The organism is Dactylosporangium sp. CS-047395, assembly GCF_050942185.1.
GTDB lineage: Bacteria > Actinomycetota > Actinomycetes > Mycobacteriales > Micromonosporaceae > Dactylosporangium.
Window position 1 is genome coordinate 2,543,046 of the sequence record NZ_CP192015.1, and the last position, 19,412, is coordinate 2,562,457.

Annotated in this window: 23 protein-coding genes; 9 read left to right on the forward strand and 14 right to left on the reverse strand. The window is 71.3% G+C overall.

Annotated features, from left to right (window positions below):
• Position 1: 1 nt before the first annotated feature.
• The 4 genes from ACQP00_RS11850 to ACQP00_RS11865 form a co-directional block, all read right to left on the reverse strand.
• Positions 2 to 226, reverse strand: a complete 225-nt coding sequence (locus ACQP00_RS11850) for a sigma-70 family RNA polymerase sigma factor (protein ID WP_433218212.1) — start codon at positions 224 to 226, stop codon at positions 2 to 4.
• Positions 195 to 1,373, reverse strand: a complete 1,179-nt coding sequence (locus tag ACQP00_RS11855) for an RNA polymerase sigma factor (RefSeq protein WP_433218214.1) — start codon at positions 1,371 to 1,373, stop codon at positions 195 to 197. Before ACQP00_RS11855 ends, ACQP00_RS11850 begins: the two co-directional genes overlap by 32 nt.
• A complete protein-coding gene (locus ACQP00_RS11860; protein ID WP_433218216.1) occupies positions 1,373 to 1,723 on the reverse strand; it encodes a YciI family protein in 351 nt (116 codons plus the stop codon). Before ACQP00_RS11860 ends, ACQP00_RS11855 begins: the two co-directional genes overlap by 1 nt.
• Before the next feature lie 66 nt (positions 1,724 to 1,789).
• A complete protein-coding gene (locus ACQP00_RS11865; protein ID WP_433218218.1) occupies positions 1,790 to 2,200 on the reverse strand; it encodes a DUF2000 family protein in 411 nt (136 codons plus the stop codon).
• 48 nt (positions 2,201 to 2,248) lie between these two features.
• Here ACQP00_RS11865 and ACQP00_RS11870 point away from each other — a divergent pair, with 48 nt between their 5' ends.
• Complete coding sequence (locus ACQP00_RS11870; RefSeq protein WP_433218220.1) at positions 2,249 to 3,037, forward strand: AraC family transcriptional regulator; 789 nt, start codon at positions 2,249 to 2,251, stop codon at positions 3,035 to 3,037.
• A gap of 118 nt (positions 3,038 to 3,155) precedes the next feature.
• Here the strand turns inward: ACQP00_RS11870 and ACQP00_RS11875 are convergent, their stop codons facing one another.
• Entirely contained in the window at positions 3,156 to 3,494 is a 339-nt protein-coding gene (locus tag ACQP00_RS11875; RefSeq protein WP_433218222.1) for a PadR family transcriptional regulator, read from the reverse strand.
• A 139-nt stretch (positions 3,495 to 3,633) separates the two neighbouring features.
• Entirely contained in the window at positions 3,634 to 4,893 is a 1,260-nt protein-coding gene (locus ACQP00_RS11880; RefSeq protein WP_433218224.1) for an ArgE/DapE family deacylase, read from the reverse strand.
• Positions 4,894 to 4,904: 11 nt separating this feature from the next.
• On the opposite strand from ACQP00_RS11880, the gene ACQP00_RS11885 reads away from it, so the two are divergent.
• The gene (locus ACQP00_RS11885) at positions 4,905 to 5,651 is read left to right on the forward strand and encodes an endonuclease/exonuclease/phosphatase family protein (protein WP_433218226.1); all 747 of its coding nucleotides are present in this window, start codon (positions 4,905 to 4,907) and stop codon (positions 5,649 to 5,651) included.
• On the opposite strand, the gene ACQP00_RS11890 is transcribed toward ACQP00_RS11885, so the two are convergent.
• From ACQP00_RS11890 to ACQP00_RS11900, 3 genes are read right to left on the reverse strand one after another with little or no spacing between them, the layout of a single operon-like run.
• A complete protein-coding gene (locus tag ACQP00_RS11890; protein WP_433218228.1) occupies positions 5,572 to 6,009 on the reverse strand; it encodes a hypothetical protein in 438 nt (145 codons plus the stop codon). The two genes, ACQP00_RS11885 and ACQP00_RS11890, sit on opposite strands and share 80 nt — an antisense overlap.
• Positions 6,006 to 6,209: a hypothetical protein gene (locus ACQP00_RS11895; protein WP_433058957.1), complete on the reverse strand. Its 204-nt coding sequence runs from the start codon at positions 6,207 to 6,209 to the stop codon at positions 6,006 to 6,008. The genes ACQP00_RS11890 and ACQP00_RS11895 overlap by 4 nt, the downstream gene beginning before the upstream one ends.
• A 10-nt stretch (positions 6,210 to 6,219) precedes the next feature.
• On the reverse strand, positions 6,220 to 6,930 hold the full coding sequence (locus ACQP00_RS11900) for a GGDEF domain-containing protein (RefSeq protein WP_433218230.1): 711 nt from the start codon (positions 6,928 to 6,930) through the stop codon (positions 6,220 to 6,222).
• 206 nt (positions 6,931 to 7,136) lie between these two features.
• Between ACQP00_RS11900 and ACQP00_RS11905 the strand changes: the two genes are divergently transcribed.
• Both ACQP00_RS11905 and ACQP00_RS11910 read left to right on the forward strand, forming a co-directional pair.
• On the forward strand, positions 7,137 to 7,382 hold the full coding sequence (locus ACQP00_RS11905; RefSeq protein WP_433058961.1) for a DUF397 domain-containing protein: 246 nt from the start codon (positions 7,137 to 7,139) through the stop codon (positions 7,380 to 7,382).
• 203 nt (positions 7,383 to 7,585) lie between these two features.
• Entirely contained in the window at positions 7,586 to 8,419 is an 834-nt protein-coding gene (locus tag ACQP00_RS11910) for a helix-turn-helix domain-containing protein (protein WP_433218232.1), read from the forward strand.
• A 75-nt stretch (positions 8,420 to 8,494) separates the two neighbouring features.
• Here ACQP00_RS11910 and ACQP00_RS11915 read toward each other — a convergent pair whose 3' ends face one another.
• Complete coding sequence (locus ACQP00_RS11915) at positions 8,495 to 8,932, reverse strand: hypothetical protein (protein WP_433218234.1); 438 nt, start codon at positions 8,930 to 8,932, stop codon at positions 8,495 to 8,497.
• Between the two features lie 107 nt (positions 8,933 to 9,039).
• On the opposite strand from ACQP00_RS11915, the gene ACQP00_RS11920 reads away from it, so the two are divergent.
• Positions 9,040 to 9,492, forward strand: coding sequence for a DUF1203 domain-containing protein (locus ACQP00_RS11920; RefSeq protein WP_433218236.1), 453 nt, complete (start codon positions 9,040 to 9,042; stop codon positions 9,490 to 9,492).
• Here the strand turns inward: ACQP00_RS11920 and ACQP00_RS11925 are convergent.
• Genes ACQP00_RS11925 through ACQP00_RS11935 form a run of 3 tightly spaced genes read right to left on the reverse strand, consistent with a single transcriptional unit; the run spans position 9,476 to position 13,920 of the window.
• Positions 9,476 to 11,068, reverse strand: a complete 1,593-nt coding sequence (locus tag ACQP00_RS11925; protein WP_433218238.1) for an MFS transporter — start codon at positions 11,066 to 11,068, stop codon at positions 9,476 to 9,478. The genes ACQP00_RS11920 and ACQP00_RS11925 overlap by 17 nt on opposite strands.
• Positions 11,069 to 11,077: 9 nt before the next feature.
• Complete coding sequence (locus ACQP00_RS11930; protein WP_433218240.1) at positions 11,078 to 12,430, reverse strand: endo-1,4-beta-xylanase; 1,353 nt, start codon at positions 12,428 to 12,430, stop codon at positions 11,078 to 11,080.
• Positions 12,427 to 13,920: a cellulose binding domain-containing protein gene (locus ACQP00_RS11935; RefSeq protein WP_433218242.1), complete on the reverse strand. Its 1,494-nt coding sequence runs from the start codon at positions 13,918 to 13,920 to the stop codon at positions 12,427 to 12,429. The genes ACQP00_RS11930 and ACQP00_RS11935 overlap by 4 nt, the downstream gene beginning before the upstream one ends.
• Positions 13,921 to 14,097: 177 nt before the next feature.
• Between ACQP00_RS11935 and ACQP00_RS11940 the strand changes: the two genes are divergently transcribed.
• The 4 genes from ACQP00_RS11940 to ACQP00_RS11955 all read left to right on the forward strand — a co-directional run bounded on the left by ACQP00_RS11940 (position 14,098) and on the right by ACQP00_RS11955 (position 16,521).
• Positions 14,098 to 14,613, forward strand: a complete 516-nt coding sequence (locus tag ACQP00_RS11940; protein WP_433218244.1) for a nuclear transport factor 2 family protein — start codon at positions 14,098 to 14,100, stop codon at positions 14,611 to 14,613.
• A 518-nt stretch (positions 14,614 to 15,131) separates the two neighbouring features.
• Positions 15,132 to 15,710 (forward strand): hypothetical protein, encoded by a 579-nt coding sequence (locus ACQP00_RS11945; protein WP_433218246.1) that lies wholly within the window; start codon positions 15,132 to 15,134, stop codon positions 15,708 to 15,710.
• 61 nt (positions 15,711 to 15,771) lie between these two features.
• Positions 15,772 to 16,017 (forward strand): hypothetical protein, encoded by a 246-nt coding sequence (locus tag ACQP00_RS11950; protein ID WP_433218248.1) that lies wholly within the window; start codon positions 15,772 to 15,774, stop codon positions 16,015 to 16,017.
• Positions 16,018 to 16,029: 12 nt separating this feature from the next.
• Positions 16,030 to 16,521 carry a GNAT family N-acetyltransferase gene (locus tag ACQP00_RS11955; RefSeq protein ID WP_433218250.1) on the forward strand — a complete coding sequence of 164 codons (492 nt, stop codon included), beginning with the start codon at positions 16,030 to 16,032 and terminating at the stop codon, positions 16,519 to 16,521.
• On the opposite strand, the gene ACQP00_RS11960 is transcribed toward ACQP00_RS11955, so the two are convergent.
• Positions 16,518 to 19,400, reverse strand: a complete 2,883-nt coding sequence (locus tag ACQP00_RS11960; RefSeq protein ID WP_433218252.1) for a putative bifunctional diguanylate cyclase/phosphodiesterase — start codon at positions 19,398 to 19,400, stop codon at positions 16,518 to 16,520. The genes ACQP00_RS11955 and ACQP00_RS11960 overlap by 4 nt on opposite strands.
• Positions 19,401 to 19,412: the final 12 nt, after the last annotated feature.

The following is a 19,412-nucleotide window of genomic DNA, read 5'->3' on the forward strand; positions in this document are numbered from 1 at the left end:
ATCACAGCATGGCGCGGGCCGAGAGCACGCGGAGCGTGGCCAGGGCCCGGGCGGACTGGCTCTTCACGGTGCCCGGCGAGCAGCCGAGCGCGCGGGCGGTCTGGTCGATGGAGAGGTCACAGCAGTACCGCAGCACCAGCACGGCGCGGCGGCGGGGCGGCAGCCGGTCCAGCAGCTGCATGACGGGTAACCGGTCAACGATCGAGTCCGGGGCGGTGAGGCTCATGCGAGCACGATGCCGCCCGGGCCTGACGCGCCGCTGAAATCACCCTGAGCCGGGCCGGCGCCGGCAGGTCGAGCGCCAGCGCGGCCTCGAACGCGGCGGCCGCCTCCGCGGTCCGCCCCAGCCGCACCAGCAGCTCGCCCCGGGTCGCGTGCCACCAGGGGTACGACTCCAGCCCGGCCAGCGCCTCGACCAGCGGCAACGCGGCCGCCGGGCCGTCGCGTTCGGCGATCGCGGCCGCGCGGTTCAGCCGGACCACGGGCGTGTCGTGGACGGTGCGCAGGACGTCGTACCAGGAGACGACCGCGTCCCACGGGGTCTGCTCGTACGACGGCGCGAGGGCGTGGCAGGCGGCGATGGCGGCCTGGACGGCGTACCGGTCGGGGCGGTCGGGGCTGTGGCGCAGGGCGTCGCCGAGCACGATCACGCCCTCCCGGATGACGCGCCGGTCCCAGCGCGAGCGGTCCTGGTCGGCGAGCAGTTCGGGGGAGTGGCGGGAGCTCTGCAGCAGGAGCAGGGCCAGCAGCCCGAGCGCGGTCGGCTCGTCGGGCATCAGCCGGGCCAGCCGCAGCGCCTCGCCGACCAGCAGCGGGGTGCCGTTCGTGTAGCCCTCGTTGAAGATCAGGTACACCGTCGCGGCGACCGCGGTCAGCCGGGCGGGCAGGTCGTGCTCGGGCGGCACACGGTACGGAATCCGCGCCTGTTGGATCTTCTGCTTGGCCCTGGTCAGCCGCTTGGCGACGGTCGGCTCCGGCACGAGCAGCGCCCGGGCCACGTCCGCGGTGGCGAGCCCGCCGAGGGTCCGCAGGGCGAGCGCCACCTGGGCATCCACCGACAGCGCGGGGTGGCAGCACATGAAGATCAAGCTCAGCAGGTCATCGCGGTCGGAGGACGGGGCAGCATCGAACAGCGCCTCCTTGACCGGCCGTTGCGCCTCCCGCCGCATGATGTCGATCGCGCGGTGCCGGGCGGCCACGATCAGCCACGCCCGCGGGTTGTCCGGCACGCCGGTGGCGGGCCAGGTGACCAGCGCCTTCTCCAGCGCGTCCTGGGTCGCGTCCTCGGCCAGGTCCAGCCGCCCGGTGACGCGGACGAGGGTGGCCAGCACGACCGCCCCCTCGTCCCGCACCAGGCGTTCGAGCGGCTCCACTACCGGTTGAAGACGATCACCGGGCGGATCTCGACGGCGCCGTTCCACGCGGCCGGGATGGTGGCCGCGACCGCCACGGCCTCGTCCAGGTCGGCGCAGTCGAGCAGGTAGAAGCCGGTCAGGGCCTCCTTCGTCTCGGTGTACGGCCCGTCGGTGGTCAGCACCTCGCCACCCTTGCCGCCCTGGACGCGGACGGTGGTGGCGCTGGCCGTCGGGTAGAGCGCGTGGCCGCCCTTGATGACCGCGGCCGCGGCCTTCGCGAACGCGTTGTACTCCAGCATCTCCTGGGCCTGCTCGGGGCGGGTCCAGTCGACGTCCTCGGTGTAGGTGAACGCGGCGTACATCGTCATGGCGAGCTCCTTCGAACATCCAGTGTCACCCTAAGGACGAACGAGCCGGAGCCGCGATGGACAACTTCAGCCGTGCAGCCGCGCGCCCTTGAGAATCCGGTCGATCGCGTTCTTCGGGCCGTGCACCGCGAGCCCGGCCAGCTTGAGGTCGGCGCGGGCGACGGCGCGCACCGCGGCCCGGTTGTCGGTGTCGTTGCCGGTCGCGAACAGCTCCTGGGTGAAGACCGCGCAGGCCACCCCGCGCTCGACGGCCCGGCCGTGCGCGGCGGCGAGCACGGCCGCGTCGCCCTCGAAGACCATCACCGGCTGGCCGAACATCGGCAGATACCGGGTCCCGTCCGCGTCCTCGTAGTCCTCGCCGAGCAGCTCCGGGGAGGTGCCGGCCACGCCGGAGACGACGAACGCGGTGACGTTGAGCCGCTGCCAGGTCGGCAGGTCGTCGCGGAGCAGGACGGCGATCTTGGTGGGGAAGCTCATGGTCCGAGCCTGATCCCGGCCGGGCCGCCTGGCTTGTACGTTGTGCACATGGCGTCCGAGCTCGTCAGCGCGTGGCGCCCGCGGGTGCCGGGCGTCGCCGAGGTCTTCCACGCCCATTTCGTGTCGCACGCGTATCCGCTGCACGTCCACGACGCCTGGACGCTGCTCATCGTCGATTCCGGGGCGATCCGGTTCGATCTGGACAGACACCACCGCGGCGCGGCGGGCGCGAGCGTCACCCTCCTGCCGCCCGATGTCCCACATGATGGACGGGCGGCGACCGGGGCCGGGTTTCGCAAGCGGGTGGTCTACCTGGATTCGTCGGTTTTGCCGGTGTACCTCACGGGCGCGGCCGTGGACGCCGCCGGCTTCGACGATCCGATCCTGCGGCTGCGCATCGATCGATTGCACGAAAGTCTGCATTCGCCGGGCGACGAACTGGAGGCCGAGAGCCGGCTGGCGCTGATTCAAGGTCGGCTCCGCGCGCATCTCGACCGGCATTACCGGGAGCCCGCCGTGGCGCCGCGGCGGCTGGCCGACCGGCTGCGGGAGCTGCTCGACGCCAACACCGCGGGCGGGATCACGCTGCGGGAGGCGGGTGTGCTGCTGGGCGCCCACCCGGGACACCTCGTGCGCACGTTCACATCCGCGTTCGGGTTGCCGCCGCACCGGTACCTCATGAGCCGGCGCATCGAGCGCGCCCGTCGCCTGTTGCTGGCGGGGCGCAAGCCGGCCGAGGTGGCGGCCGAGGTGGGTTTCCACGACCAGGCGCACCTGCACCGGCACTTCAGGCGCCACGTCGGCGTGACGCCCGGCACCTACACAAAGGGCCAGTAGCGGCCCCCTTCGGGCATGCCTCGCTGCGGTTTTGAGGGGGTGTGGGTGGAGCGAAGCTCCCCCACTGCACCTCAGGACATCGAACGGAATCCGAAAGTGCCCGAAGGGCCTTCCGCCCCTAAGCCGCGGCGCCGCCGGCGGCCAGGTGGAGCCGGCGATCGGCGGCGGCCGCGTTGCGGTGCAGCCGGTCGGTCTCGGCGCTGAGCAGGTCGCGGCCGATGCCGGTGAGCCGGTAGTAGCGCCGCAGCCGGGAGGCCACGACCTCCTCGCGGTCCACCTCGATCAGGCCGTCGGCCCGGAGCCGGTCGAGGATGCCGTACAGCGTCCCGGCCTGCAGCCGGACCCGTCCCTCGGAGATCCGGCGGACGTCCTCGAGGATGCTGTACCCATGTTGTGACTCGGCTGCCAGGGCCGTCAGGACCAGGAACGTGGGTTCGCGTAACGGTAAGCCAGTCATACCCATCACTATATGAAGACCATCGATATATGCAATAACCCGATCGGTTGGCCGATCCAGAAATTTAGTTAACTGTCTTAACAGCTACGGGTCAATGGCTCGGGACCCTCGACTGCATCAGGTTCCGGTAAAACTACTATCAGTCATTGGCCCGGAGCGCTAGGTGCACCAGCGTCTCGGCGCACGCGTGCACCTGGTCCAGCGAGACCCGCTCGTCGGGGCAGTGCCCGTAGCCGACCCCGGGCCCGAACTGGACCGCGGGCACCCCGGCGCCGGTCAGCAGCCGCAGGTCGGAGCCGTACGGGGCGCCCACCACGGCCGGCTCGGCCCCGCTGACCGCCTGATGCGTGCGGACCACCCGCTGGACGAGGTCGGTGCCGTCCGGGCAGCGGCCGGAGGCGAACTGACCGCCCCACCACTCGACCGTGACCGGGTGCTCCTTGAGCCACGGGTCCTCCGCGCACGCGGCGGCCACGGTCGCCTCGAACTCGGCGCGGGCCGCGTCGACCGGTTCGTCCAGGGCCACCCCGAACCGGCCCTCGGCCACGAGCAGGTCGGGCACCGTCGAGGCCCAGTCGCCGGCCCGCACCGTGCCGATCTCCAGCGGATAGGCGATGTCCCACCGGCGCATCATCGGGTCGACCGTGCGGTTGCGGCCGGCTTCCAGCGCTCGCAGTACCGGAAAAATCAGTTGGAACTTCTCGACCGCGCTGACCCCGGACGTGCGCGCGCAGGCGTGAGCGGCCAGGCCCGGCACCCGCAGCCGGAAGGTCAGCGCGCCGCCGTTCGCGGCCAGCACGTCCAGGGCGGTGGGCTCGGTGATCACGCAGGCGCCGGCGCGCCAGCCGCGGTGCAGGGCCGCGAACGTGCCGAGGCCGCCGTCCTCCTCGCCGACGACCGCGGCCAGCAGCAGGTCGCCGCGCGGCCGGGTGCCGGTGCGGTGCACGGCGAGCAGCGCCTGCAGCGCCGAGACGAAGCCGCCCTTCATGTCGCAGGCGCCGCGGCCGTACGCGTGGCCGTCCCGGATGTCGCCGGACCAGGGCGAGGTGGTCCAGGTGCCGGGGTCGCCGGGCGGGACCACGTCCAGGTGGCCGTTGAACATCAGCGACGGCGCGTCCGGGTCGGTGCCCGGGACCCGCGCGACCAGGCCCCACGCCTCGGTGCGCTCGACCTCCATGCCCGGGAAGTCGGCCCGCGCGGCCAGCTCGGCCACCGGGAGCTGCCACAGGTCGAGCTCGACGCCCTCGGCCCGCAGGAGGTCCGCCACGTGGTGGACGATCTCGCTTTCCGCGGCGGTCCCGCCCACACTGGGGATGCGGATCAGGTCGGTCAGCGTGCGGGTGGCCTCGTCCCGCGCGTCGCGCAGGGCGTCGAGGGCCGGCTGTACTCCAGGGTTCACGAGGGCACGATATGTCGCTGACGCTCATGACGTACAACATCCGGCACGGCGGCGGCGATCGGCTCGGCGCGATCGGCCGGATCATCGCCGGCCGGGCTCCCGACGTGGTGGCCCTGCAGGAGCTGCGCGGCGAGCCGGACCTGGGCGCCGTGACCGGCATGCGGCAGTTCCTGGCGACGTCCTGGCGCGGGCAGGCGGTCGGCCTGCTGGTCGCCCGGCATCTGCGGGTGCTCGGGGCGGGCCGGGTGCGGCGGCCGTTCTTCCATGCCGCGGCGTGGGTGCGGGTGGCGACCCCGGCCGGGCCGCTCACGCTGGTGTCGGCCCACCTGTTCCCCTACCGCGGGGACGTCCGGCGGATCGAGGCCGGCTGGCTGGCCGGTTTTCTGCGCCGCCAGGGGGAGGGTGTCCTGCTCGGGGACCTCAACACGCTCGACCCGTGGACCGATCACGGGGAGCGTTTGGAGGAACTGCCGCCACGGTACCGTCGACGCCACCTCGATCGCGGCAAGCCCGACGCGCGCGCGACCGCCCTGCTGGCCCGCCGCGGGCTCGTGGACGTCTTCCGGCGCTGCGGCACCGGCCAGCCGTGGACCGTGCCGACGACCGCCGGTGGCGGGCACGAGTTCACCCGGCTGCGGCTGGACTATCTGTGGGCGACCCCGGAAACGGCCGCCCGGTTCACCGATTGCCGCGTCGTGACCGGCGGGGAGGCGGAATCCGGTTCGGACCATTACCCGCTGGTGGCCCGGACAGCGTAGAGACCTGGGCCGCGGCGGCCTGCGCGGCGGTGCCGGCGGTCCGCGGGTCGATCTGCTGGCGGGGCGGGCCCAGCCGGCGGTTGCCGCCGAGCGGTGGGTTGGCCACCCAGCGGATGATCGGACCCTGCCCAGGCGCGGGCAGCCAGCCCAGGAAGCGCTGCCAGAGCTGCTCGGCGCCGTACTGGCGAAGGTCCTCGGCGGCGTCGGCGACCCGCAGCGCCATCAGCGTGCGCAGGGCGCCGGGGTTCTCGCTGTACTCGGCGACGAGTTGTTCCCGCTTCGCCGCGCACGGCCACGGATCCGCACACCCGGTGCACCGCCACTGCGGGCGGGCCGGCATGTGCGCCTCCGTCGTCACCCAAGGCTCCCGGGCCGGGCGACCTCGAGGCGTCGCAGGGCGTAGACGAGCACCGAGTTGCGGGCCGTCACGTACTCGTCGCACGGCCACGGCCGCCCGCAGTCACGGCACAGCTCGCCACGCTTCAACTTCGCGGCGAGCCATCCGCGCGGGCGCGGCTGGTGCCGGCGGCGCTGACGGACGAGGTCTGGAAGCTCCATAGCGAATCCTTCAGGTCGCCGTGGACGGACGGGGGGAGGTCTCGCGCGGCTTGGCGAGCCGGAGCGTCGCATGGTGCAGCACGTGCTGCTCGCCGATCCGGATCGCGAGGGGCTGAGCGGGCGGGTGCGGGCGGCGATGGGCGCCCTTGACGCGGTACATGGCGGCGTCGGCCCGGTGGACGGCGTCGGCGAGGTGTGCGTCGGGCTCGACGGGGACGAGCCCGACGGACACGCTCACGGTGACGACCTGACCGCCCAGCCGCATGGGTGCGGCGAGGGCCTCGGCGAGCCGGTCGGCCTGCTCCTGGCTGCTGCCGGGGCGGCAGGGGAGCAGTCCCGCGAACTCGTCGCCGCCGAGCCGTGCCACCAGCCCGTCGTCGGCGTACGCGGAGAGGCGGCGGGCGGTCGTCACGAGCACCTCGTCGCCGGCCGAGTGACCGAACACGTCGTTGATCTGCTTGAACCCGTCGACGTCGAGCACGACGGCGACGAGGGGATGCCGGTTGCGATCCGCCACCAGCTCGGTGCCGCGCAAGTAGAACGCGCGGCGGTTCGGCAGGCCGGTGAGCGGGTCGTGGCTGGCCGCGTGGCGGACGATCTCGAGCTCCGCGCCGAGCCGGATGGCGAGCCGCTCGGCGCGGCGCGCGCGTAGATAGAGGGGAACGCCCGCGCACGCCCCAGCCGTCGCGGCCGCACCGGCCAGGAAGGCGAGGGGATCCATGCGCACGTTCCCTTCAGATCGCAGCTGGGGAAGCCGCTCGATCATTTTGGGCCCGGATGTCGGGTTTTGATCACAAAGTGTGAGCGACCCCTGACATCCGCACATGCGCTAGCATGCGCTTTATCGGCTGCAGAAGCAAGAGCCGATGCACGTGCAGACGCCGGTTGCTTGGTGAACTTTCAACCAAGGTCATCAGAGAGATGTCGATGGAGCAGACGTACAACGGGATGCCGGCCGGCCACCTCCCCGGTGTGACCTGGCAGAAGAGCCGCCGCAGCAACCCCAGCGGCAACTGTGTCGAGCTGGCCCGCCTGCCCGACGGGACCGGCTTCGCGATGCGCAACTCGCGTGACCCCGAGGGTCCCGCACTCATTTACACCTACGAGGAGATCGCCGCCTTCGTCGGAGGCGCCGCCGACGGCGACTTCGACAATCTGTTAGCGGCTGAGTAATACCGTCCGGAAGATCGAGCAGGCTCGCATCCGCCAGAGCCTCGCGAGCCCACTCCCGCTTACTGTCGGGTCATGGCATGCTTACTCCGGTCGTGGGGAGCCCCGCGGCGGAGTGACTGGTTGACCATGACGGTCCCGGAGGCAGCACGGTGACGAGCGGTCTGACTGAAGGAGGAGCGTCCGGAGGCCCCACGGTCCTCCGGATGCTGCTGGGCGCCCATCTGCGGCGCCTGCGTGAGGCGCAGGGGGTGACCCGGGAGGACGCCGGCTGGGAGATCCGCTCGTCGGAGTCCAAGATCAGCCGGATGGAGCTGGGCCGCGTCGGCTTCAAGGAGCGCGACGTCGCCGACCTGCTCACTCTGTACGGGGTCGACGACCCCGAGGAGCGCACGCGCCTGCTGGCCCTGGCCCGCGACGCCAACAACCCGGGCTGGTGGCACCGCTTCGGCGACGTGCTGCCCAGCTGGTTCCACTCCTACCTCGGGCTGGAGGCGGCGGCCGCGCTGATCCGCACCTACGAGGTGCAGTTCGTGCCGGGGCTGTTACAGACGGCGGAGTACGCCCGCGCCGTCGTCCTGCTCGGCCACGGCCGGGCCAAGGAGGACGAGATCGAGCGCCGGGTGGAGCTCCGCCTGCAGCGCCAGCAGATCCTGACCCGGCCCGACGCGCCGAAGCTGTGGATGGTCGTCGACGAGGCCGCCCTGCGCCGCCCGATCGGCGGCCACGACATCATGCGGGCCCAGCTCGACGCCCTGCTGGAGATCAACAACACGCTGCCCAACGTGCGGCTGCAGGTGATCCCGTTCAACGCGGGCGGCCACGCGGCGGCCGGCGGCGCCTTCACGATCCTGCGCTTCCCCGACGACGACCTGCCCGACGTGGTCTACATCGAGCAGCTCACGTCGGCGCTGTACCTCGACAAGCGCGACGACGTCGACCTCTACGCCGAGGCCATGGAGCGCCTGTGCGTCGAGGCCCGCCCGCCGACGGAGACCGCGAAGATCCTCGAGGACATCCGCAAGGAGTTCGACGCCTGAGCGGTCCGCAGACGCGAAAGCGGGGTAGGTGGTCACTCCACCTACCCCGCCGCCGTTTCTGGGCCTGTTCGTGCCTTAGAGAGCCGCTTCGATGCGGTCCAAGGCGGCGTTGCGCGGGACGTAGCGGTTGAGCAAGTTGGCCTGGCCCGCGGCCAGGATGCCGGCTACCACCGGCGTCTCGGCCTTGCGGATCTCCAGGTCGGCCTCTTCGGCCGCGTGGCACGCCAGCTGGGCCGCGACCGGGCCGGGCAGGGCCTGCCAGGTGGGCAGCAGCGTGTCGTTGATGGCGTCGTCGTACCAGTTCGGGACGGTCGGCGGCGGCAGGTGCCCGGACCGCCAGCGCCGCATGAGGGTCAGCGCCCAGCGGTCCCAGAACGCGAGCTCCGCCAGGACGGTCGCGACGCTCCAGCCGGGCGCCACCGGTTTGGCCAGTCCCTCGTCGCCGAGGGAGTCGATGAGTGTCTTGAGCCGCGCCACCGCGGCGGCGTTCTCGTCCAGGGGTAGCCGTTCCACCTGTTCAACGGTACGGAAGCGACCCGGACCTCGCATGATCCACTAGCACTTGATGCGAGGACCGATTCCCGCCAGCATCAGGCGTTTCGCGGGGGCAGGCTGAGGGCATGTACACCATTCACGCCATCGACGCCGGCACGCTGGAAACCGTCCGCCGCACGAATCTCGACGCCTCCGGCAACGCGCCCGAGCCGTGGGTGGCCACGGGCGGCGAGCCGCTGCGCTGCTGCCTGCGCGACGCCACCGAAGGGGAGCGGCTGCTGCTGTTCGGCTACGAGCCGAAGCTGCCGCCGAGCCCGTACCGCGAGATCGGCGCCGTCTTCGCGCACGCCGCGCGCTGCGACGGCCCGGCCGACGCCGGCTACCCGGCCGACTGGGCGCACCGGCCGCAGGTGCTGCGGGCCTACGACGCCCGCGGCTGGATCCACCCGTCGACCCGCGCGCACGACGGCACCGACCCGCAGGCCGCGCTGGCCGCGATCCTGGCCCATCCCGAGGTCGTACGGGTCGACAGCCGCAACATCGCCTATGGATGTTTCATGTTCACGGTGACCCGCTGAACAGATGGGTCACTTCGGGCTCGCCGTCGGCATGGGACTGCGCGGCGAGCTCGTCGTCGTAGTCGGCCGCGGTGAGCCGTTCGTCGTGCTGGCGGCGGTGCTCCTCCCACGACGCGACCGTGTAGATCTCCACCATGGTGCCGGGGTGTTCGCCGGAGCGGAACACGCCCCACTGCAGGGCCCCGGTGCGCAGCCGCGCCTCGCGGACCCGGTGCATGGCCCGCACGAAGTCGGGCTGGCGTTCCTCGGGCACCCGGTAGCGCAGCAGCACCACGACCGGCCCCTCCGCCTCCTCCGGCTCGATCAGCAGGTGCGGCTCCGGCCAGTGCACCTTCGTGCCGCGGTCGAGCGGCACGGTGTCCAGGTACGGCCACCAGCGTCCGCTGATCAGGGCGAGCACGAGCAGTACCACCGCGAAAAGGAGTGGACCGGGAACTCCGAAGCGATCGGCGGCCACGCCCCAGGCCGCCGCGGCGAGCGCCTGCGATCCGGAGAACACGAACTGGTAGGCCGACAGCCCGCGGGCGCGCACCCAGCCGGGCAGGAACAGCTGCACGGCCGCGTTCGAGTTGCTCAGCACCACGATCCAGGCCGCGCCCGCCGGCACCAGCGCCGCCGCCGCGAGCCCGGGGGAGCGGGTCAGGGCCAGCGCGGCGAGCACGGCGGCGTAGACGGCCGCGCAGACCGCGTACGAGCGGTTCGGAGTCAGCACCGAGCGTACCCACGGCAGCAGGAACGCGCCGCCGATCGAGCCGGCCCCGACCGCGGCCAGCAGCAGCCCGTAGCCGGTCGGGCCGAGGCCGAGGCGGTGCGCGGCGAGCACCGGCAGCAGCGCCCACAGCGCGACCGCGGGCGTGATGAACAGCGCGATCCGCAGCAGGATCCGGCGCATCTCCGGGGAGAAGCGGACGTAGCGCTCGCCGGCGCGTACCGCGGCCAGGAACGCCTCCGGCAGGGTCTCGGCGGCCGGGGCCTTGCGCGGCAGGCTCGCCATGACGACCGCGAACGCGGCGAACGAGACGGCGTTGAGCGCGAACACATAGGCCGGCCCGAGCCGCGCCACCAGCAGGCCGGCGATCGCCGGGCCGACCGCGCGGGCGAGGTTGACGCTGAGCGAGCCGAGCGCCGACGCGGACGGCAGATCCTTGCGCGGCACCATTTCCGGGATCAGGGCCTGATAGGGCGCGACGGTCAGCGCGGCCCCGCAGCCGAGCGCGAACGTGAGCACCAGGAGCTCGATCGGATTGAGCAGATCAAAAAACGCAAGGGCGGCTATGGTACCGGCCGTGCCCGCCTGCACACTCTGGATGCCGATGAGCAGCCGGCGCCGGTCGAACACGTCCGCCAGCGCGCCGCCGGGCAGGGCGAGGAACAGGACCGGGAGCGTGGTCGCGGTCTGGATCAGCGCGGTGGTCACGGCCGCGTGCGGGTGGGCGAGCAGGATCCACTGCGCGCCGACCGTCTCCATCCAGGTGCCGACCTGGCTCGCCAGCGCGGCGATCCACATGGCCCGGAACGCGTGTTGCCGCAGCGGCGCGAAGGCCCCGGTCGTGGACAACCGGGGCCTTCTGATCATGCGTTCAGTTTACGAACAGGTCACCGCGGGGATCGCGTTGGTGCTGTTGTTCCACGACGCGAGGAACCCGAACGTGGCCGGGGGCGTGCTGTTCCACGACGCCGGAGCGACGGTGACCGACGAGCCGGACTGGGTGACGGTGCCGCCCCAGAGCTGGCTGATCGTCTGACCGTTCGCGAACGTCCATGTGGCGGTCCAGGCCGACTTCCCGGTGACGGTCACTTCGCCCTGGAAGCCGCCGGGCCAGCTGCCGACGATCCTGTAGGTCGCCGAGCACGCGCCGGTCGGTGGTGGGCTCGTGCTCTTCGTCGGGCTCGGCGACTCGGCCACGCCGCCCAGGGCGGTCGCGATCGCGTTGTAGGCGGTGGGCTTCCTGGCCAGCGAGTCGTCCCACGGCAGCGCCGCGCCCTGGCCGGAGAAGACGCCGGGAATCCACGAGTACTTGTCGGTGTAGTCCCAGATCGTGATGCCCACGCAGCGGGTCACCGCCACGCACGCCTTGACCACGTTCGTGTAGTACGTGGCCTGGGTGGCGTCCTTGGCCGAGTCCCGCGGCAGGACCATCCGCACGTCGAGCTCGGTGATCGCCACGTCCACCCCGAGGTCGGCGAAGCGCTGCAGGTTGGCCTGCATGTTGGTCGGGAAGCCGTACTGGATGGCCAGGTGGGCCTGGAACCCGACGCCGTCGATCGGCACGCCCTGCGCCTTGAGCGTCTTCACCAGGTTGTACATCGCGTCGGCCTTGGCACCCTGGCCGTCGGTGTTGTAGTCGTTGATGTACAGCTTGGCGTCCGGATCGGCGGCCCGCGCGGTGCGGAAGGCGTCGGCGATGTAGTCGCTGCCCATCGCCGCGTAGAACGGCGAGGTCGTGCGGAACGTGCCGTCGTCGTTGAACGGCTCGTTGACCACGTCCCACGCGAACACCTTGCCCTTGAAGTGCGTGGCCACGTTGGTGATGTGGTTCTCCATCGCCGCCTGCACCTGCGCCGCCGGCAGCTGCGCGACCCAGCCCGGGAGCTGGTTGTGCCACAGCAGCGTGTGCCCGCGCACCTTCATGTCGTGCGCCTGCGCGAAGCTGACGACGGCGTCGCCCTTGGCGTAGCTGAACGAGTTCTGCGCCGGCTCGGTGCTGTCCCACTTCATCGCGTTGCCCGGCGTCGTCTGCCCGAACTCGCCGCCGCCGAGGATCGCGGTGTACGCCGTGTCGGAGAGCTCCGGATTGTCGGTGGCGGACCCGAAGTACCGCCCGTTGGCCGCTGCAAGGGATTGCAGCGTCTGCGTGGCCGCCTCGGCTTGATTCGTGATGACGGCGAACGTGCCCAGGGCAAGCACCGTGGCGGCGCCCAGTGCGAGTTTCTTCATGAGGAAACCCCCGCGAGGTGGTCCTTGATGCCCTGCCCGAAGTTCGTCGCGGTGCCGTTGTAGTTGCTGATCAGCGAGGGCCCGGTCGAGCAGTCCCAGGTGTTCCAGGTCCACCCGAGGTACCCGATCCCCTTGCTGTCCGCCCAGTTCATGAGCGTGTCGACGAACCCGTGCGCACAGTCGTTCTCACCGATCTCGGTGAGCGCCAGCGGCACCTGCGCCGCGACCGGCGCGAGCTGACTGTCGTAGCAGGAGGTGTTCGAGCAGGTGTTGAAGTTGTAGATGTGCGCGAACGCCGCGATGTTGTTCAGCGGATCGGCCGGCTTGTACTGCAGCCACTGCGTCAGATCGTTCGAGTACGCCAGCCCGCCGATCATGATGACGTTGGTCGCCCCGGTCGCCCGCACCGCGTTGACGAGCGACTGGAAGCCCGCCACCTGGTACCCGATGCCGGTGCACGTGCCGCCGTCCCGCCAGCAGGTCCAGCCGCTGGTGGCGCTGCCGGTGGCCCGCTCCGGGTACGGCTCGTTGAACAGGTCGAGCACGACGGCGTCGTTGCCCTTGAACGCGTTCGCGACCCCGGTCCAGAACGTCGGCGCGTACTGCGCGTCCGGCATCGGCTTCTGGCAGGTCGCCTTGACGTCGGAGCAGCCCGCCGAGGGCCCCGTGTACTGCCCGTAGTTCCAGTGCATCTCCACGATCGGCGTGATCCCGTTGCTCACGAGCAGGTTCACGTAGGCCTTGACGGCGTTCTGGTAGTTCACCCCGCCGTACGCCGCCTGCACGTTGCTGGTCCCGACCCAGCACTCCTCGTTCAGCGGCACCCGAACGGTCCGGATCTTCCAGCTGCGCATGGCGGTGACCGACGCCTGATCCATCGGCCCGTCCCAGATCCCGTTACCCTGAATGCAGGCGAACTCGCCCCCCGAGCGATTGACCCCCAGCAGCCGGTACGTCCCGCCGGTGCCCGTGACGAGCTTGTTCCCACTGACCTTGAGCCTGGGCGCCGCTCCCACCGGCGGCGGGCTCGTGCTGGCGCTGGGACTCTGGCTGGGACTCCTCGACGGCGTCGGCGACGTGGTCGTCGTCCCGTTACAGGCGACCCCGTTCAACGTGAAGGCGGTCGGCTTCGGGTTGGACCCGGACCAGGACCCGTTGAAACCGATACTGGTGCTGGCATTGGTGGCCAGACTGCCGTTGTACGACATACTGGCGGCGGTGACGCTCGCGCCGGACTGGGTGTAGGTGGCCGACCATCCCTGATCGACGTGCTGCCCGGCCGGGAACGTCCACCCGAGGTTCCAGGACGACACCGGATCGCCCAGGTTCTTGATCGTGATGGCCGCGGTGAAGCCACCGTTCCAGTCGTTGGTGGTGTACGTGACCTGACAACCGGCGGCGGCCTGGGCCGAGGTCGGCAGCAGAACCGCTCCGGCCGAGGCGAGCAGCAGACCACCGGCCACCGCGAGGGTAGTGGTGCGGTACCGCATGGGGCTCCTTAGAAGCTTCTCGATGGCGGTTGGAAGCGCTCCCATCTTTCGCCGCGCCCCGGGCCAGTCAAGCGCTTCGATACGTTTGTCCCCGTTGTCCCGGCGATCGCCTGAAATTTCCACTGCCGCCTATGCGGAGCCTTGACTCCGATTCTAGCCGGAGTCTACGCTCCGGTTATGAGCTTGGTTGCACGCTTCCTGGCCGCGGTCGTCTCGCCGGACCCGGGAGATCTGGCCGATTGTTATGCGCCGCGGGCGGTCATCGAGATGCCGTTCGCGGTGCCGGGCCTGATGCCGGACCGCTTGGAGATCTCCCGGGAGGACTTGCGGGCGCGCTTCCGGGCCGGCACCGCGGTACGCCGCTACACGGAGGTGCTCAATCCCCGGATCCACGAATGCGCGGACGGGACGACGGTCGTCCTGGAGTATGACGTCAAGGGCGTGATGCTGGCGACGGACGCCCCGTTCGTGCTCCGCTTCGTGATGGTGATGACGCTCGCCGACGGGCTGATCGTCCACACCCGCGACTACACCGACCCGATCGCCGGTGCCCGCGCCCTGGGCCCCGCCTCCCGGACCTGCTTGCCGCCCTGCGGTAGCGTCACGCAGTGTGTCCGGCCTCTCGGCCGTGGAATGGCGGTCGCCTGGATTAACCCTTGGGCGTTCGGGGGCTCAGACGAGCTGGGAGCCTAGGTGCTCGCGGCGATCGGCCTCGCCGCCGGGGTAGCAAGGCCCGGCAGGCCTTGTCGAGCGTGGCTCGGCGCTGGAGCCGGACGGGCAATACGGGCAGAACGCCACATGGCAGCGGAAACGTAAACGCGACCGCCGGGCCAACGACGCTGACCACATCGACCGATACTTCGCATTGGCAGCGGTTCCCCTCCGTGCTCCGACAGGCTTTCCGCCTCGGGCCCGCGTGTCGTCGGACGCCGGCGCCAGGTCTGAATGGCGGGCGATGGTCGCCAGGGCCGCCACCGACGCAGCCTGGGACCGCGTGCTCACCAGTGCGCGCCTCGGTGACGACGCCCCGCCGGACGCGACGCAAGCGCTCGTCGAATGGGTCGAGGAAGTGTGGGGCACCGACGAAGTCGACCGGCGACTGACGGCCGCGATCGATGAAGGCGTCCCGTTGCTCGATATTGCCTCGCGGCTGGTTGAAACGACCGTATATCAAGGGACCAACGCGCCGACCCTGGTTGATTCTGACGCCGGTGAGTTCGTGCAACGCGTCGGACACGCGCGCGTTGTCCGAGCGCACCGCGACCTGGCCGATGCGGCTGACCCGCTCGATTTCGCTCGACGAGGACGATGTCCGGTGGCCCAACCGTCGCCGGGCGGTAGCGCGGCAGATCCTGGAGTTGCTCAAGGCCGAGGAAGACGATCCCGGCGCCTTGCTGCCGTTCGCCCCGACGATCGAGCACGATGCGTCCGAATGCCAAGTGCCGACGTTGGCGATCTTGTACGCCGTGATCTCGGCCGTGTCGCAGGCATCAGATCTCATTCCGGAGTTGCACCGTAAGCGCGGCGGGGTGCACCCCGGTCAGAGCACCGCGACACAGCTCATGCTCGTGACGCGTTCGGACCTCGACCGGGCGGTCAACCTTGGCGAAGTACAGCGGCGAGGGGCGACGCAGCGAACCCAGCACGTCAAGACGCTCGCGATCGGGCCGAAGCACGTCCCGCTGCGTGACGCCGCCGCCGCGATCCTGAACGAGTGGCTCTCCGACGCGGGATACCGCGGCTACGGGGAGTCGGTGTACAGCCTTTGGAGGCCGCGGCAAACAGGGTGAAAGGCGAGATCACCCGTTTCGTGCGGTCGCTGGAGCGAGATCAATCGGGACCATCAGTGCCATGTTGCATCTTGATCCGGACAGCGTTCTCGTCACCACCGCCGCTGAGCTGCAGACCCGCCACCTCGAGCGGGACCCCGACGATCCCGAGAAGTGCGGGGCCTGCGGCGCTCCGCTGCCCTGTCCCGTAGAAGCCGCCGCCGCGCTCGTGTGTCGGGCCGGGGGGCTCTGGCTGGAGGGCGACACCCTGGTGGACGCGCTCGAGCCGCCCACGCAGCTCTTGGCGATCGTTCCCGCGGAAGTCTGAGATGATCAATGGATGAGGTTGCGGCCTTACGGCGAGGAGGATCGGCGGCTCACCGTCGAGCTGGAGGGCGATTCCGAGGTCATGCGCCATCTCGGCGGGGCGGCGGTGGGCGAGCGGGCCGAGCGGGTGCACCGGCGGCGGCTCGAAGGGCGGGACCGGGAGTGGTACCGCACGATCCTGCAAGAGGACCACGGCGGCGAGGCACCCGCCGGCGTGGTGGCCGTGTTCCGCAGCGAGTGGGAGGGCAGCGAGATCCACGAGCTCGGGATCATGCTGCGGCCCGGGCGGGCCCAGCGGCACGGGCTGGCGGCTGGGGCGGTGCGGCTCATCGTCGATGAGGTGCGCGCCGGCGGGGGTGTGCGGGAGATCCATGCGTTCATCGGAACCGGGAACCGGGCCGCGGCCGTGGTGGCCCGGCGCACCGGGTTCGTGAACCAGGGGCCCTGCGAGATGGACTACGAAGGCGAACCGATCCAGTGCGACCACTGGATCCTGACGATCTAAGCGGCCGGCTCCACCACGTCCTGGTTGCGCAGCCAGGACAGGGCCTCCGCGAACGGCAGGGGTTTGGTGAACAGGTAGCCCTGGCCGAAGCCGCAGCGCAGGTCGGCCAGGCGCTGCCGGTGCGCCTCCGTCTCGATGCCCTCGGCCACCACGCTCAGGTCGAGGGTACGGGCGAGCTGCACAATGCCCCGCACCAGGTCGTACTGGCGCCGCGAGGTGGAGATGGTGTCCACGAAGGACTTGTCCAGTTTGAGCGCGTCGACGGGGACGCGGTGCAGGTAGGACAGCGACGAGTACCCGGTGCCGAAGTCGTCGATCGAGACCTTGACGCCGGCGGCGCGCAGGGTGGCCAGGTCGGCGTGGATGTGCTCGTCGTCGCCGAGGAGCAGGCTCTCGGTGATCTCGACCGTGAGCGCGCCCGCGGGAAGCTGGGCCTGGGCCAGCTCGGTGAGGACGCGCTGGACGAAGCCGGGTGAGCGGAACTGGCGCACCGACACGTTGACGCTCATGGTCGGGGACTCAGTGGGGTACAACTGCCGGAACTTGACGGCGGTGGCGATGGCGTTGCGCATGACCCAGTCGCCCAGCGGGACGATCTGGCCGCATTCCTCGGCGATCTCGATGAACTCCAGCGGGGGCACCAGGCCGAGGGACGGATGCTGCCAGCGCACCAGGGCCTCGAAGCCGTGCGGGCGGCCGGTGGCGAGGTCGACGATCGGCTGGTAGTGCAGCACGAAGGCGTCGGTGGCCAGGGCCTGGTCCAGGTCGGTGCGCAGCCGCATCCGGCGCAGGGCCTGGGCGTGCATGGCCGACTCGTAGCGGCGCCAGCGCTCCGGGGTGCCCTTCGCGCTCTCCAGGGCCACGTCGGCCTCCCGCAGCAGCTTCGCGGGGTCGTCCGGGTCCTGCTGGTGCGAGATGGCCGCGCCCACGCTGGGCGGCGCCGTCACCACGCTGCCGCCGACCAGGAACGGCGGGCGGAACTCCTCGACGATGTGCCGGGCCAGCGCCTCGACCGCGGCGACCTCGGTGGTGGGCACGAGCACGCCGAACTCGTCGGCGCCGAGGCGGGCGACGGTCGCCAGCGGCGGGCAGATCTCGACCAGCCGGGCGCCGAACGCGCGCAGCAGCTCGTCGCCGACCTCTTGGCCCATGGTGTCGTTGACGGTACGGAAGCCGTCGATGTCCACGATGAGCACCGCCGCCGCCGTGGCGCCCTGCACGCAGTCCTGGAAGCGCAGGCGGTTGCCGAGGCCGGTGAGCGGGTCGAGGTACGCGCGGTCGAGCAGTTCCCGTTCGAGCCGGCGGCGCTCGGTCACGTCGTGGATGGTGAGCACCCGCCCGGCGACCGTCGGCTCGTCGCTGAGGTCGCGCACGGTGACCTCGACCTCGGCGGTGCTGCCGTCGGCGCGGATCGCCGTCTCGCCGGGCCGCAGCACGTCGCCGAGCGCGCGGCCCACCGTGTCGGCGCCGAACAGCGGGCGGGCCGAGGGGCTCGCGTAGGTGATGACGTCGTCCTCGCCGACGATGAGGATCACGTCGGCCGCGTTCAGCACCAGGGTCCGGAAGTACGCCTCGCTGTCCCGCCGCGTGATCTCGCGGTTCAGCGCGATGTGGTCGAGCATGCTCGCGGCCTGCCCGGCGAGCACGCGCACCGACTCCTGCAGGGTCACCAGGGCCCGCTCGTCGGCGGCCACCCAGAGCTCGCCGAGCCGGACGCCGCCGATGCTCAGCGGGCAGTACAACGCGAGTTCGAAGCCCTCCAGCTCCTGGTCGTCGAGCTCGCGGATGTACCGCATGCGCATCCCGTCCGCACGGGTCGCCGGAACGCGCAGGACCGTGCGGTGCGCGGTGCCCGGCCGCAGCAGCGAGCCGACCGCGCGGCGCACGACCGCCTCGACCCCGGACACCTCGGTCGCCGAGAGCAGCGCCTCGCAGGCCCGGCGCAGCGCGCGCTCGCGGGACAGCGTGTGCCCGACGCTGCGGGCGGCCAGGCTGCCGCGGCCGAGCGAGAGGGCGACGAGCGCGGCCGAGCCGACCGCGATGACCAGGCCGTTGTGCACCGGGCCGGTCAGCGCCTCGGCGAACAGGATGCCGGGCGCGACCAGGGAGGCCACCCCGAGCACGGCCCGGCGCGGCTTGACCTGGGTGGAGCCGATGACCCGCGGCTCGGAGAGCTCGGCCATCGACGGGTGCAGCGCGGCGAGCCCGCCGGCGGCGAAGAAGACGATCCAGCCGACGTCGACGAAGCTGCCGAGGTCCCAGTCCCCGTTGAGGCGGCGCAGGCTGAACACGACGTCGGAGACGAGCAGGACCGCGCCGGAGGTCAGCAGCAGCGCCACGCTCCAGCTGCGGCGGGCCTCCAGCACCATCCGCACCATGATGGCCAGCAGCATCACGTCGCACAGCGGGTAGGCGATGGACACGGCCTTCTGCCCGGCGGTGAGGCCGGGGTCGCTGAGGTACGGCTCGATGAGGTACACCCACGCCAGCAGCCCCGCGCCGGCGGTGAAGATGGCCGAGTCGGCGATGACGGCCCAGTCCCGGTTGGCCGCCCCGGACCGGCTCAGCATCAGCAGACCGAGCAGCAGCAGCGGGAACGTGCCGCCGAGCGAGATGGCGTCCACGATGGACGGGTACCGCGTGGAGTCCACGACGAGCGCCGCCGCGGTGCCGGCCGCGAGGGTGCACGAGCCGCCGGCCCACAGCACCCACGGGAGCTTGCGGCGCGGGCGGTGCCGGCGGATGCCGTAGCCGATCGCCGCGAACGTCGCCGCGACCAGCCCGACGTAGCACAGCAGCCCGGCCGTCGGGACCAGCACGTAACCGACGGCAAGGGTCAGCGCACAGAGCGCAAATGCCCAGCTCACCCGCCTCGTCACGCCGCTCCTCTC